The organism is Streptomyces sp. NPDC088732, from assembly GCF_044751205.1.
GTDB lineage: Bacteria > Actinomycetota > Actinomycetes > Streptomycetales > Streptomycetaceae > Actinacidiphila.
Genome location: NZ_JBIVLI010000021.1, coordinates 52,559 through 66,269 on the forward strand (window position 1 = coordinate 52,559; position 13,711 = coordinate 66,269).

General features: G+C 74.3%; 11 protein-coding genes. 2 read left to right on the forward strand and 9 right to left on the reverse strand.

All coding sequences use genetic code 11. The features are described 5' to 3' along the window. Window positions 1-3: 3 nt before the first annotated feature. Window positions 4-1,614 (reverse strand): AMP-binding protein, encoded by a 1,611-nt coding sequence (locus tag ACIP9H_RS31135; protein WP_401962108.1) that lies wholly within the window; start codon window positions 1,612-1,614, stop codon window positions 4-6. A 95-nt stretch (window positions 1,615-1,709) separates the two neighbouring features. On the opposite strand from ACIP9H_RS31135, the gene ACIP9H_RS31140 reads away from it, so the two are divergent. Next, on the forward strand, window positions 1,710-2,819 hold the full coding sequence (locus ACIP9H_RS31140) for an acyl-CoA dehydrogenase family protein (protein ID WP_401962111.1): 1,110 nt from the start codon (window positions 1,710-1,712) through the stop codon (window positions 2,817-2,819). Next, complete coding sequence (locus tag ACIP9H_RS31145; protein WP_401594409.1) at window positions 2,816-3,214, forward strand: RidA family protein; 399 nt, start codon at window positions 2,816-2,818, stop codon at window positions 3,212-3,214. Before ACIP9H_RS31140 ends, ACIP9H_RS31145 begins: the two co-directional genes overlap by 4 nt. A gap of 51 nt (window positions 3,215-3,265) precedes the next feature. On the opposite strand, the gene ACIP9H_RS31150 is transcribed toward ACIP9H_RS31145, so the two are convergent. From ACIP9H_RS31150 to ACIP9H_RS31185, 8 genes are all read right to left on the reverse strand, one after another. After that, the gene (locus ACIP9H_RS31150; protein WP_401962114.1) at window positions 3,266-3,832 is read right to left on the reverse strand and encodes a TMEM175 family protein; all 567 of its coding nucleotides are present in this window, start codon (window positions 3,830-3,832) and stop codon (window positions 3,266-3,268) included. 3 nt (window positions 3,833-3,835) lie between these two features. Next, window positions 3,836-5,056, reverse strand: a complete 1,221-nt coding sequence (locus tag ACIP9H_RS31155) for an RNA polymerase sigma factor (RefSeq protein WP_401962117.1) — start codon at window positions 5,054-5,056, stop codon at window positions 3,836-3,838. An 8-nt stretch (window positions 5,057-5,064) separates the two neighbouring features. After that, the gene (locus ACIP9H_RS31160) at window positions 5,065-5,436 is read right to left on the reverse strand and encodes a YciI family protein (RefSeq protein ID WP_401962120.1); all 372 of its coding nucleotides are present in this window, start codon (window positions 5,434-5,436) and stop codon (window positions 5,065-5,067) included. Window positions 5,437-5,662: 226 nt separating this feature from the next. After that, on the reverse strand, window positions 5,663-8,581 hold the full coding sequence (locus ACIP9H_RS31165; RefSeq protein ID WP_401962123.1) for a hypothetical protein: 2,919 nt from the start codon (window positions 8,579-8,581) through the stop codon (window positions 5,663-5,665). Next, window positions 8,581-10,437: an HSP90 family protein gene (locus ACIP9H_RS31170; RefSeq protein ID WP_401962126.1), complete on the reverse strand. Its 1,857-nt coding sequence runs from the start codon at window positions 10,435-10,437 to the stop codon at window positions 8,581-8,583. The genes ACIP9H_RS31165 and ACIP9H_RS31170 overlap by 1 nt, the downstream gene beginning before the upstream one ends. A 79-nt stretch (window positions 10,438-10,516) precedes the next feature. Next, entirely contained in the window at window positions 10,517-11,458 is a 942-nt protein-coding gene (locus ACIP9H_RS31175; RefSeq protein WP_401962129.1) for a hypothetical protein, read from the reverse strand. Window positions 11,459-11,767: 309 nt separating this feature from the next. Continuing rightward, entirely contained in the window at window positions 11,768-12,016 is a 249-nt protein-coding gene (locus tag ACIP9H_RS31180; RefSeq protein WP_401594396.1) for a hypothetical protein, read from the reverse strand. A gap of 164 nt (window positions 12,017-12,180) precedes the next feature. After that, a complete protein-coding gene (locus tag ACIP9H_RS31185; protein WP_360905633.1) occupies window positions 12,181-13,710 on the reverse strand; it encodes a UDP-N-acetylglucosamine 1-carboxyvinyltransferase in 1,530 nt (509 codons plus the stop codon). Between the last annotated feature and the right edge of the window lies 1 nt (window position 13,711).

A 13,711-nucleotide genomic window follows, 5' to 3' on the forward strand; every position in this document is an offset into this window, starting at 1 on the left:
CGATCACTCTAGGTCGCGGAGGCGGAAGCGTTGCAGCTTCCCCGTGGGCGTGCGCGGCAGGCCCGGGAGGAACCGTATCTCGCGCGGGCACTTGTAGCCCGCGATCTCCTCCTTGACGAAGGCGCGCAGCGCCTCGGCCGTTCCGGTGCGCCCGTCCTGCGGCAGCCCGTCGCGCAGGACGACGAAGGCCCGCACGACCTGCCCGCGGCTCTCGTCGGGGACGCCGATCACCGCCGCCTCGCGGACGTCGGGGTGGCGCAGCAGGGCCTCCTCGACCTCGGGGCCCGCGATGTTGTACCCGGCCGAGATGATCATGTCGTCGGCGCGGGCCACGTAGCGGAAGTAGCCGTCCGGTTCGCGCACATAGGTGTCGCCGGTCAGGTTCCAGCCGTCGCGCACGTAGTCGCGCTGCCGGTCGTCCGCCAGGTAGCGGCAGCCGGTCGGGCCGCGCACGGCGAGCAGTCCCGGTTCGCCGTCCGGCAGTTCGGTGATCGTCAGGGGGTCGACCACGCGGGCCTCGTAGCCCGGCACGGCGACGCCGGTGGTGCCGGGGCGGATGGCGTCGTCGGCGGCCGAGATGAAGATGTGCAGCATCTCGGTGGCGCCGATGCCGTTGATGATGCGCAGCCCGGTCGCCTCGTGCCAGGCCCGCCAGGTCGCCGCCGGCAGGTTCTCGCCCGCGGAGACGCAGCGCCGCAGGGAGGACAGGTCGTGCCCGCCGGGGAGTTGCAGCATCGACCGGTAGGCGGTGGGCGCCGTGAAGAGCACGCTGACCCGGTGGGCGGCGACGGCCCGGGCCAGCTGCTCGGGTCCGGCCTGTTCCAGCAGCAGGGTCGACGCCCCGGCGCGCAGCGGGAAGACGACGAGGCCGCCGAGCCCGAAGGTGAAGCCGAGCGGTGGGCTGCCCGCGAACACGTCGTCGGCGCGCGGTCGCAGGACGTGCGCGGAGAAGGTGTCGGCGATGGCGAGGACGTCGCGGTGGAAGTGCATGCAGCCCTTGGGCCGGCCGGTGGTGCCCGAGGTGAACGCGATGAGCGCGACGTCGTCCGCGGACGTCGCCACGGCCTCGAAGCGGTCCGGCTTGGCCGCGGCCGACCGCAGCAGGTCGTCGGACGCCTCCCCGCCGTACGTGGCGATCCGCAGTCCCGGCACCTCGGCCTTGGCGAGGTCGTCCACCGACCGGATGTCGCACAGCGCGTGCCCCACGGCGGCGATGCCGCAGATCGTCGCCAGCTCCTGGGCGCGGTGGGCCGCCAGCACGGTGACCGCGACGGCCCCGGCCTTCATCACCGCGAACCAGCACGCCACCAGCCACGGCGTGGTCGGTCCGCGCAGCAGCACGCGGTTGCCGGGCACCACACCGAGGTCGTCGACGAGCACGTGCGCGATGCGGTCGGCGGCGGCGCGCAGGTCGTCGTACGACCACACCTCGCCGCCCGGCATGCGCAGGCAGGGCGCGTCGGGCGCGCCCCCGGCGAGCAGTTCGGCACCGCAGTTGAGCCGGTCCGGATACGCCAGGGAGGGGAGGTCGCAGGAGAGGACGGGCCACTGGTCACGCGGCGGGAGGTGCTCCCGCGGATAAGCGTCCACGTGTGCGGATGGCAGCAGGTCCATGGCGGGTTCGCCCCTCGTTGGCACCTGGTTGCGGACGGATTCAGCGTAACGTGTTTGTGACGGCAGTCAACAGTACGCGATACGGGAGGTGCCCTGTGGCATCGTTCGCGCTCGACCCGGAACAGCTCAAGTGGTGTGCGCAGGTGCGCGAATGGGCCGCGGAACGGCTGCGGCCGCTCGCGGAGGCGGGTGAACCGGGCCGTGTCAACCGGCCGCTGCTCACCGCGCTCGGCGAACTCGGCCTGCTCGACCGCCTGTTCTCCGGCACCGCACTCGACCTGTGCCTGCTGCGGGAGTCCCTGGCCCGCGAGTGCACCGAGGCCGAGACCGCGCTCGCGCTGCAGGGCCTGGGCGCGCACGCCCTGCTGGGGTCACCGGACCTGGCCGGACGCTGGATCCCGCGCGTCGTCTCCGGGGAGGCGGTCGCCGCGTTCGCCCTCACCGAACCCGGTGCCGGTTCGGACGCCGCCGCCCTGGAACTCGCCGCGGAACCCGCCCCGTCGGGCGGCGGCTGGCGGCTCACCGGTGAGAAGTGCTGGATCTCCAACGCCCCCGACGCCGACCTGTACACCCTGTTCGCCCGGACGACCCCCGGCGCGGGCGCCCGCGGTGTCACCGCCTTCGCCGTGCCCGCCGACCGCCCCGGACTCGGCGGGGAACGGCTCGACATGCTCTCCCCGCACCCGATCGGCCGGGTGTCCTTCGACGCCGTCGCGGTCGGCGAGGCGGACGTGATCGGGGAGGTGGACCGCGGCTTCCGCGTCGCCATGACCACCCTCAACCGCTTCCGGCCGAGCGTCGGGGCCTTCGCCGTGGGCATGGCCCAGGCCGCCCTGGACGCGGCCACCGCGCACGCCGCGTCGCGTACCGCCTTCGGCGCCCCGCTGAAGGACCTCCAGTCGGTCTCCCACGGCCTCGCCGAGATGGCCACCCGCACCGAGGCCGCCCGCCTGCTGGTGTACGCGGCCGCCGAGGCGTACGACGCGGGCTCGCCCGGCACGGCGCGCAGCTCCGCCATGGCCAAGCTGTTCGCCACCGAGACCGCCCAGTTCGCCGTGGACACCGCCGTCCAGATCCACGGCGCCCGCGCGCTGGAGCGCGGCCATCTGCTCGAACACCTCTACCGCGAGGTCCGCGCACCGCGGATCTACGAAGGTGCCACCGAAGTCCAGCGGTCGATCATCGCCAAGGAGCTCTTCGCATGACCCTGCAGCGCGTCAACCCGCCCGAACTCTCGCCGCCCACCGGCTTCAGCCACGCCGTGACCGCCACCGGCCGCACCCTGGTGCTCCTCGCGGGGCAGACCGCACTCGACGCCTCCGGGAAGATCGTCGGGGACACCCTCCCGGAACAGTTCGAGCGGGCCCTGTCCAATCTCCTCACCGCGCTGCGCGCGGCCGGCGGCACACCCGCCGACCTCGCCCGCCTCACCGTCCACACCACCGACGTCGCCGCCTACCGGGCGCACGCGCCCGAACTCGGCCGCCTCTGGCGGGACCTGGCGGGCCGGGAGTACCCCGCCATGGCCGTCATCGGCATCACCCGGCTGTGGGACGAGGAGGCCATGGTCGAACTCGACGGCCTCGCGATGCTGCCCTAGGGACGGTCGTGCCGCCGGCGCAGCGGCCTGCCCCGGCGCGCGAGGGCGCTTTCACCGGCACCAGGACCGCCCACCACCCCATCGCCCCGGGCGGTGGGAGGAACGCCTGCGGCACGGCGAGGCCGAAGACCAGGACCGTGGATGCCAGGTCCACGAGGTCGTCGCGGGCCGTCGTGCCCGGTGGCGCAGGCGGCCCGCCGAGCCACGGCCGCCTGCGCGCACCGCCGCCGTAAGGGCCGGTTGCGCCCCCACGGCGGCCGCGACCGCGCCGGAGCCGATCGCGACGGACGCCGGCCGGTCGGCGTACGCGGCCCGGAGCGTCGTGGGGAACGGCATCCGTGCGGCCAGTGCCTGTCCGAAGAGGCTGACGGGCGGCGCCGTGCCGTCGATCTCCCGTACGCCCGGGAAGGTCCGGCGATGCCCCTGCCGCACGGCCGTGATGACCGCGAAACCCAGAACGCAGGCCCGGAGACGGGGCGCCAGGTGGCTCGACGCCTGGTGGCAGCCGGCATCACCGAGCCCGTGAGGGAGCGTGAGGTCCAGCGCCGGCGGGGTCGTGGCGATGGCGCAGACCTCGTCCGACAACGCCAGGAGCCGGTCCGGCCGGGCGCTGTCCACGCCTCACGACAAGTCGATCTCCGCACGCCTGCGCCGCAGGAAGTCCCGCTCGGCGGCGTTCCCGGTGCGTTCGATCGCCGTCTCGTACGCCCGCGCGGCCTCGGTGTCGCGGCCCAGGCGCCGGAGCAGGTCGGCGCGGACGGCGTGCAGGACGGAGTAGCCGTCGAGCGCCAGGCCGTCCACGAGGGCGAGCGCCGCCCCCGGGCCGTCCACCTCGGCGACGGCGACGGCGCGGTTGAGCGCGACGACCGGGCCGGGGGCGACTGCCATGAGCTGGTCGTACAGGGCCAGGACCTGCGCCCAGTCGGTTGCCGCGGCCGTCGGGGCGTCGCTGTGCACGGCGTTGATCGCGGCCTGGATCTGGTACGGGCCCGGTTGTCCGCGGCGCAGGCACTGGCGGACGAGGGCCTGCCCCTCGGCGACCAGCGCGCGGTCCCAGCGGGCGCGGTCCTGCTCGCCGAGGGGGACCAGGCGTCCGTCGGCGGCGGTGCGGGCGGGCCGGCGCGCCTCGGTGAGCAGCATCAGCGCCAGCAGTCCCAGCACCTCCGGCTCGTCGGGCATGAGCCCGGCGAGCAGCCGTCCCAGCCGCAGTGCCTCCGCGCACAGGTCGGCACGCGTCAGATCGTCGCCGGAGCTCGCCCGGTAGCCCTCGTTGAAGATCAGGTAGACCACCGCGAGCACCGGCCGGAGCCGTTCGGGGAGGTCGGCCTCGGCGGGGATCCGGTACGGGATGCGGGCGTCGCGGATCTTGCCTTTGGCCCGTACCAGGCGCTGCGCCATGGTCGGCTCGGGGACGAGGAAGGCCCGGGCGATCTCCGCGGTGGTGAGCCCGCCCAGCAGCCGCAGGGTGAGGGCGACCTGCGCGGCGGGGGCCAGGGCGGGGTGGCAGCAGGTGAAGACCAGGCGGAGCCGGTCGTCGCGCACGGGGCCCTCCTCTGCCGGTTCGTCGCGGTCGTGCAGCAGCGCGGCCTCGGCGTGCCGGTCCTCCCGGGTCGCCTCGCGGCGCAGCCGGTCGACGGCGCGGTTGCGCGCGGTGGTGATGATCCATCCCGCCGGGCTCGGCGGCATCCCCGAGGACGGCCAGTGCCGCAGGGCCGTCGCGAACGCGTCCTGGACCGCCTCCTCGGCGATGTCGATGTCGCCGAAGCGGCGGACCAGGACAGCCACCGCGCGCCCGTACTCCGCGCGGAAGACGCGTTCGACCTCGTCGGCGGGCGCCGGCATGCCGCTCGTCAGTCCCCGGCCCCGTCGGCCCCGCCGGGGGTTCCGGCGAACGGCCGCACCTCGATGGGCAGCGTGGTCGCGCGGGCGAGGTCCCGGCCCCAGGCCAGCGCGGCGTCCAGATCGGGCGCGTTGACGATGGTGAAGCCGCCGAGGTACTCCTTGCCCTCCAGGAAGGGCCCGTCGGTCGTCAGCACCTCGCCCTCCTTCAGCCGGACGACGGTCGCCGTGCCGGGCGCGTTCAGGCCGCCGGAGAAGACCCAGGCGCCGGCGGCCCGCATACGGGCGTTCAGGGCGTCGAGGTCGCGCATGATCCCTTCCAGGACCTCCGGCGGGGGAGGGGTGCCCTCCGGCTGGTAGACGCTGAGCAGGTACTGCTTCATGGCTGTTTCCCCTCGGGTCGGCGTGGTCGGGACGGCCGGCCGCCGGTCTCGTGCCGGTGTCCCACCTTCTGTACGAACGGGCCCGGCCCGGATCGACACCCGCCGCCGGGCGTTCTCCGCGCGGGGCGCCGCCGCGGCCCGCGCTCCCCTCCTCCCCGGTCCCGGGCGCGCCGATGCCCCGCCGGTCGGCCGAACGGGGGACGGGCGGGGCATCGGGGGTGCGGCGTCAGCGCCGCGGGGCGGACACCTCGTCGCGGAGCCTGGACAGGACCTGCGCCGCCTGGGCGAGACCGGCGGCCTCGCAGCGGGCGATGGCGGTGCCGAGCCGGGCGAGGGCCGCGGCGGGCGACTTCAGGCCGTTGGCCTCGATGAGCGCCGCGACGCGGACCGCCTCGGCGCGCGGCGACTCTCCGGCCGGCCCGCCCTCCTCATGGGCGGTGACGGCCCGCTCCATCTCGGCGAGTGCCTCGGGGAAGCGCTCGGCGGCGGCGAGGGCGCGGCCCCGCTGGTAGTGCGTGGCGCCCTTCTCGTACCAGAGGGCGACGTCCTCGCTGCCCTCGTCCACGGCCGCCAGCAGCTCGTCGGCCTCGCGCAGGAAGCCGAGCGCCGTGTCGATCCCGTCCGGACCCTCGGACGCCATGGTGTGCGCGGCGAACTGCCGCATCATGTCGGCGACCATGGGCGGGTGGGGCGCCTTGCCGTGCGAGGCGACGGCCCGGTCGTACGCGGTCCGGGCCGCGTCCGGACGGCCGGCGTCCAGCAGCGCGACCGCGGCCTCGGCGGCGGCGAGGGTGTGCGTGAACTGCTCCTCCCACGGCGCGACCAGGTCGGCCAGGAGCAGGAACTGCTCGGCGGCGGAGCGGTGTTCCTCCAGCTCCCGCAGCCCGCGGCCCAGGCTCAGCCGGGCCTGGGCGAGCACGCGCTCGTCGGCGTCGGCGGGCACGTCGCCGGTGACCAAGGACTCCAGCACGGCCACCGCGTCCGCCTGCCGGTCGGCGCGGGCGAGGACGTCGGCGAGCTCCACCCGCACCTCGACGGCACCGGCGGCATCGTCCTCGCGGTCCAGCCGGGAGGCGCCCTCGGACAGGTGGCGTACCGCCCCCGCCAGGTCGCCGGCGTGCGCGAGGGCATGACCGAGCATCGCGTGGGTGCGCGCCACCGGGAAAGCGGTGTCGCCGTGCGCGGCCGCCGAGGCAAGCGCCCTGCGCAGCTGCTCCACGGCCTCGTCGGGGCGGTGCTGCTGCATCAGGATCTGGCCGAGCAGCCCGTGCGGGCGCTGCGCGCGCCAGGGCGTCCCGGCGCTCTCGATGGCCTCCAGCGCGGCACGCAACTCCCGCTCCGCGCCGTCGAAGTCCCCGGAGCGCGCCGTGAAGTCGCCGACGTACAGCCGGACGTTGATGGCACGCTGCGGCACCCCGAGCCGTTCCGCCTCCGCGACGGCCTCCCGCGCGGCGGCCCGGAAGCGGGACTCCGTCTCCGCGGGGACGTCCGGCAGTGCCGCGGTGGCCTCGGTGTACGCCAGGAAGGCCCGGCACTGCAGCACGACGCAGTACGACCGCCGGTCGTCCTCGGAGCCGTCCTGCGGCAGTTCGCGGGCGCGCGCCAGGACGGCGTCCAGCTCCGTCCAGCCCTCGGCGCTCTCCTCCCCGGGCGTGACCCCGACCGAGGCGCGCCGTGCCCGGGCGGCCAGGGCCCGCCATTCGGCGCCGGCGCGGCCGAACAGCTCCACGGCCTCGGTCAGCGCCTCGCGGATCACGGGCCGGTCCGGGCCCTCGGCCAGGTCCGAGGCCGAGAACGCGCGCTGCTCGGCCAGTTCGCCCCGCAGCACCTCCTCCGGGCCCAGCCGCGGGTCGTGCGCGTGGTCCGCGGCCTCGACGCGCTCGGCGATCGCCTGCCAGAGCCGCTCGTCGCCGGGACGCGCCTGCGCGGCGTGCGCGCGGGCCCGCTCCACGAGTTCCGCGAAGTCCTCGGGGATCTCCTCCACCGGCGCCGCCGCCGGACGCGGCGGGAGGACGGGAGCGTCCGCGGTGGACGGCACCGCGGCCGTGCGCAGTCCCAGCTCCAGCGGCTCGGCGAGCAGCGGCCGCGCGGCGAGCCGGGCCCGCCGCCGGTCGCCCACCGCGGTGGTGCCGTTGCGGTCGTCGAAGGCCGCGGTCAGCGCGTCCGCCTCGGTCCCGACGTGGGCGAGCAGTGTCCGCGCCGTCCAGGTGCGGCCGAGCGGCCCGGACACCGGGACGGCGGAGTGGCCGTCCTCGGTCAGCCGCCGCAGCAGGACCTGCACCCCGGTGAGGAAGCCGAGCAGCGACAGGGGCGCGCCGGTGGTCTCGAACAGCGGGCGGTTCTCCGCGAGGATCTCCAGGGCGCGGCCCTCGTTGCCCGACAGCGCGCAGAACTCCAGGTGCAGCCCCACCTCCTCCGCCATGCCGATCCGGCCCCTCGCCCGCCGGTAGCCCGACAGGTGGTACGAGCGGGCCTCGTCGGTGCGTCCGAGGCGCAGCAGCGGCAGCAGGGCGTGTGCCTGGCTGACCCAGGGCTCCTCCTCGCAGCTCTGGCCGCCGTCGAGCACGGGCCGCCAGGTCTCCAGCGCCCGGGCGTCGTCGCCCGGGACGAGGTGGTGCAGGGCACGGTGCCGGGTCTCGCACGCCTCGCAGTCGCTCAGGGACTCGCGCCGCCGGGTGGCCCACAGGTCGAAGGCGTGCTCGCGGTCCGCCCCGGTGTGGGCGGCGACCCGGTGGCGCATGGCGGCGACGGGCTGGAGTCCCTGTTCCGCGTCGCGGTAGCGGTCGCGCATCCGGTCGATCCAGCCGGTGACCGTGGACAGCGGCACCTCGGGCACCTGGAGCAGTGAGGTCGCCACCCACTTGTGGCGCCACAGGACCTGGCGGGCCTCCCATTCGCTGAAGGAGCCGGGCTCGTCGTCCCACAGCTTCAGCACGCGGGCGAAGACGACCGGCGACTTGCGGTGCTCGGCGGCGTACTCGTACGCCGACATCAGCTCCAGCAGCGCGGTGACGAGGGCGCCCTTGTCGTCGAACTGCTCCGCGGCCTCGACCAGTTCCTCGGCGGTCACGGTGCGGGGCAGTCCGTAGGGCCGCTCGTTGTTCTCGCGCAGGGCCTCGAACACGGCCTCGGGGGTTTCCAGCATCACAGCTCCTTGGCGTCCGGGCCGGGCGCGGGGGTGTCCTGGTCGTGCATGGCGTGGGTGAGCAGGCCGATGAACGCCCGGTTGAGCAGGGCGCTCTCGGACGCCTTCAGCGGACGGCGGGTGAGCAGCAGGGCCTGCCCGTACAGGGCCTCGGCGGTGGTGACGGCCAGCCCGCGTTCGGTGACGGTGGCGGCCCGGCGCACCAGCGGGTTGAGGTGGTTGAGCACGAGCTGCGCCCGGGGCGCCTCGGTCCTGAGCGAGCCCAGGATGTCCGCCCACAGCCCGTCGGTGGCGTCGGCGAGTCCGGCCCGGGTGCGTTCGTGGCGTGCCTCGCGGTTGTCCAGGAGCAGCGCGGGCGCGGTGACGGGCTGGAAGGCCCGCAGCACCACGTCGCAGTCGTACGTCCCGACGACCTCGCGGGCGACCGCGAGGAAGGCCGCGGCGGCGAGTTCGGCCGCGGAGTCGACGGGGTCGAGATGGGCGGTCACCGTCGCGGGGTCCAGGTCGGTGACGGCGGTGCCGGGACGGATCTCCGGCAGCCGGTGCACCAGGTCCCGGTCGTAGGTGTAACCGCCGTTGACCACGCCGAGGCCGGCCGCCGCCGCGATGGGCGCCACCTGCCGGAACTCGTCGACGCTGCGGGTGACCAGCACCGTCGGGTGGGTGCGCGCGAACTCCTCCAGCGTGACGTTGCCGTCGGTCGTCTCGAAGGGCAGCCAGGGCAGCAGCATCCGCAGCAGGTCGTCGTCGTAGCGGGCGAGCGCCTTGACCGCGAGGTGGTGGCTGTCGATGAAGCGGGCGAGCAGCGCCGGGTCGCTGGCGGCGAGCCCGGTCAGCCAGTCGCGGATGCGCGCGCCCAGCGCGTCGCGGACCGCGGCCAGCGTCTCGTCCTCGTACAGGGACTCGCGGGACGCCGTCGGGCGCAGGCTGGTGACGTCCACCACGCAGCGGACGAAGAAGGCCCACTCCGGCAGGAGTTCGGACGCCTGGTCCGACAGGAGCATGCCCTTGAGGTGCACCCGGTGCCCGGCGCGCTCCGACGGGTTGACGGCGGTGGGCAGGACGTACGCGACACCGCGCAGCCCGGCGACGGGCAGGTCGAGGTCGATGGTGTCCAGCGGCGTGAAGCCGAAGGTGGTGCGGCAGTGCTCGGCCAGCGCCTCGGCGCGGGCCAGCGGCGAGCCGTGGCGGCGCTCCCAGGGCGGGGTGTCGTTGACCCGGGTGGTCCCCCCGCGCGGGTCGACCACGGTGACCTCGTGCCGGAGCATGCTGCCGTAGTGCCGGGCGAGCGAGGTCACCCGCTCCGGCTGCGTCCACTCGGTGCCGTCCGCGCGGGGCGTCAGCGTCACGCGGGTGCCGGGCTCGGGCATCGCGTCGGCGGGCAGGGTGCGGATGGTGTAGCTGCCGTCGGAGCGCCCGCGCCATTCGACGGCCGGGGCGCCGGGGGTGGCGGCGTGGCGGCTGAGCACGGTGATCTCGTCGGCCACGACGAAGCAGGCGAGCAGGCCGATGCCGAACTGCCCGATGAAGTCGCCGCGGGCGGCCTCCAGTTCGCCGTCGGCGGCGCGCTTGGAGCTGCGCCCGATCGTGGCGAGGAAGGTGTGCACGTCGGTCTCGCTCAGGCCGACACCGGTGTCGGTGACGGTCAGCGAGTCGCCCGTCCGCACGGTGATCCGGGCCGGGGCGCCGGGCTGGAGCGCCTGCCGCGCGGTGATCGCGTCGACGGCGTTCTGCAGCAGTTCGCGCAGGTAGACGCGGGGGCTGGAGTAGAGGTGGTGGGACAGCAGGTCGACCAGGCCGCGAAGGTCGACCTGGAACGTGTGGGCCGTCTGGGACGGAACGTGGGACTGGGACACCTGGATGGCCTTCTGGATCGGCGCGCGGACGACGTCTGCCGCCCGGCACGGCGCGGTGGGCGGAGTGCGGTGGCGGGGATCAGCGGCGTCCGGCGCCGGAGCGCAGGGCGCGGTAGGGCGCCCGCGGGTCTGCCCCGTTGAGGTACTGCCACGGGAAGCGGGTGACGAGGCCGCCCGTCGCGGCGAAGGCCGCGGCGGCCGCCTGCTTGTCCCCGTTCAGGGCGAACGCCATGGCGAAGGCGTTCCAGCACTCGGGCGCCTCGATCCGGCCGGCGAAGCCGGGGTGGCGGACCGACCGGTCGGCGGCCTCGTGGAGCTCCCGGCGCACGCGGTCCTGGGTGATGTAGGTGCCGTCGGGACCGCTGTCGAGGTGCACCCAGTGCTCCAGGTGCGCGACGGCCACGAGCATGCCGAGGGGACCGCCCTCCGGACCGCTCTCCATGGACTGCCGGGCGAAGGCGTGCATCTCCTCGTGCGAGCCGCCCCACTTGGCGCACACCTGCTGCAATTGCTGCTGGTGCGCCCCCAGATGGCCGGGGTCCCGGCGTACGGACGCCTCGAAGCGCCGCCGCGCGACGTCCTGGCCGACCTCCAGCCCCCGCCCGCACATCTGGAGGAAGTACCAGGGCGAGGCCCAGCCGGGTTCGCGTTCGGCCGCCCGGTAGAGCAGGTCCTCCGCGATCTCCAGGCGTTCGTGGAAGATGCGGAACTGCTCGCGGGAGACGTGCGAGGCGCTCGCCCCCGTGCGGGCGTCCCAGGCCCACTGCACGGCGCGGGCCCCCGCCACCAGCAGGGCCAGTCCCGAGTCCCCCTCGGCCTCGACGACCTTCGGCATCCACTGCTCGTAGCCGGCGACGTCGCTCGCCGCCCGCAGCAGCCAGCTGCGCTCCCAGTCGTCCGTGACGGCCGACAACTGCTCCCGCATCGCGGGCCAGTCGGCCGCGGCGGCGGACGCGAGCAGCCGCCCGAGCCCCGGGTTCCCGTGGGCCGGGTCCAGCCGGGCCTGCGGGCGCGGCCCCACCGCTTCAACGAGAACGCGGACGTGCGTTCCGGAATCCCCTCCGCCGTTCCCGTGGCGGGTTGCTGACGGACCGATCTCATGAAGAACCCCCTCCTGGCCTGGCCTTTCCCCCTGGGCCATGATCCGGTGACCGCAGCATGCCTATCACGACGGCCGGACAGAGGGCCAAGGGGTTCCGGCCCTTCCGGCACGAGGCCGTGCGCTGCCGCGCCGCGTCACGGCGTGAGCGCCCTGATGCGGGCGTCCACCCGCGTCCGGAGCGATCCGATCCCGCACCGGATCCGTCAACTCACCGGACCCATCGCGAAGTCACTGATCAAGGGGGTCGCGGACAGGATCACCCGCCGGATCCGGCACGAACAGGCGCATCCGGTAGGTGGTCGGGTACACCAAGCGCCCGCAGAACTGGTCGATCCGTATCACCGCATCGCTGTCGAACCGCTGCTCCCCGGCCCGCAGCGCACGGCGGAAGTCGTGCCATTCCGACTCGTCCTGGGTCTCGAAGACCACTTCCCAGTGGCCCGCGCCCAGAGCATCGCGAGCGGCGGTACGCCGCATCTCGTCCCGCTGTTTCCGTTTCCTCTTCCGCTGTCCCGGCACGGGCCCAGCATCACTGCCGAGCCGGACGACGACAAGGTCGTTCCGCGCACCACGGAGATGCCGCCGCCCCCCGCCACGCCCCGCTCACAGCGGGTCGGACAGGGGGCGGCGGCATGGGTCCGTCAGATGTCGCGGAACGTCTCGATCTGCGCGCCGATCGAGTTGAGCCGCTCCGCCAGTTCCTCGTAGCCGCGGTTGATGACGTACACGTTCCGCAGGACCGACGTGCCCTCGGCCGCGAGCATCGCCAGCAGCGTGACCACGGCGGGCCGCAGCGCGGGCGGGCACATCATCTCGGCGCTGCGCCAGCGGGTCGGGCCCTCGACGAGGACGCGGTGCGGGTCCAGGAGCTTGACGTTGGCGCCGAGGCGGGTCAGCTCGGTGAGGTAGATGGCGCGGTTGTCGTAGACCCAGTCGTGGATGAGGGTCGAGCCCTGCGCGGTCGCGGCGATCGCCGCGAAGAAGGGCACGTTGTCGATGTTGAGGCCCGGGAAGGGCATCGGGTGGATCTTGTCGATGGGGGAGCGCAGCTTGGAGGGGCGTACCGTGAGGTCGATCAGCCGGGTGCGGCCGTTGTCGGCCTTGTACTCGGCCGTACGCTCGTGGTCCAGGCCCATCTCCTCCAGGACGGCGAGCTCGATCTCCAGGAACTCCACCGGTACGCGGCGGATCGTGAGCTCGGACTCGGTGACCACGGCCGCGGCGAGCAGGCTCATCGCCTCGACCGGGTCCTCCGAGGGCGCGTAGTCGACGTCCCGGTCGATGTGGGCGACGCCGTGCACGGTCAGTGTGGTGGTGCCGATGCCGTCGACCCGCACCCCCAGCTCTTCCAGGTAGAAGCACAGGTCCTGGACCATGTAGTTGGAGCTGGCGTTGCGGATGACGGTGACGCCGTTGTGCCGCGCGGCGGCCAGCAGCGCGTTCTCGGTGACGGTGTCGCCGCGCTCGGTCAGCACGATGGGCCGTCCGGGGGTCACCGCGGGGGTGACCCGCGCGTGGTACATGCCGCTGGTGGCGGTGACGTCCAGGCCGAAGTGGCGCAGGGCCGTCATGTGCGGCTGCACGGTGCGGGTGCCGAGGTCGCAGCCGCCCGCGTACGGGATGCGGAAGCGGTCGGTGCGGTGCATCAGGGGGCCGAGGAACATGATGACGCTGCGGGTGCGCCGCGCGGCCTCCATGTCCATGGAGTCCAGCTCCAGCGCGGCCGGGGGGACGATCTCCAGGTCGTTGCCGTCGTTGATCCAGCGGGTGCGCACCCCGATGCTGTTCAGCACCTCCAGGATGCGGTAGACCTCCTCGATCCGCGCGACGCGGCGCAGAGTGGTCCGCCCGGAGTTCAGCAGCGTGGCGCACAGCAGTGCCACGCACGCGTTCTTGCTCGTCTTGACGTCGATGGCGCCGGACAGCCGGCGCCCGCCGACGACGCGCAGGTGCATCGGGCCCGCGTACCCGAGGGAGACGATCTCGCTGTCGAGCGCTTCACCGATTCGGGCGATCATCTCAAGGCTGATGTTCTGGTTTCCGCGTTCAATACGGTTCACCGCGCTCTGGCTGGTGCCGAGCGCCTCCGCCAGCTGCGATTGTGTCCAGCCCCGGTGCTGGCGGGCGTCACGGATGAGTTTGCCGATACGTGCGAGGTAGTCGTCTCCCATG

Excerpts from the sequence above, each read along its gene's own strand:
- ACIP9H_RS31135 (WP_401962108.1), bottom strand. The coding sequence starts at position 1,614 with ATGGACCTGCTGCCATCCGCACACGTGGACGCTTATCCGCGGGAGCAC.
- ACIP9H_RS31145 (WP_401594409.1), top strand. The coding sequence starts at position 2,816 with ATGACCCTGCAGCGCGTCAACCCGCCCGAACTCTCGCCGCCCACCGGC.
- ACIP9H_RS31155 (WP_401962117.1), bottom strand. The coding sequence starts at position 5,056 with ATGCCGGCGCCCGCCGACGAGGTCGAACGCGTCTTCCGCGCGGAGTAC.
- ACIP9H_RS31160 (WP_401962120.1), bottom strand. The coding sequence starts at position 5,436 with ATGAAGCAGTACCTGCTCAGCGTCTACCAGCCGGAGGGCACCCCTCCC.
- ACIP9H_RS31165 (WP_401962123.1), bottom strand. The coding sequence starts at position 8,581 with ATGCTGGAAACCCCCGAGGCCGTGTTCGAGGCCCTGCGCGAGAACAAC.
- ACIP9H_RS31180 (WP_401594396.1), bottom strand. The coding sequence starts at position 12,016 with ATGCGGCGTACCGCCGCTCGCGATGCTCTGGGCGCGGGCCACTGGGAA.
- ACIP9H_RS31185 (WP_360905633.1), bottom strand. The coding sequence starts at position 13,710 with ATGGGAGACGACTACCTCGCACGTATCGGCAAACTCATCCGTGACGCC.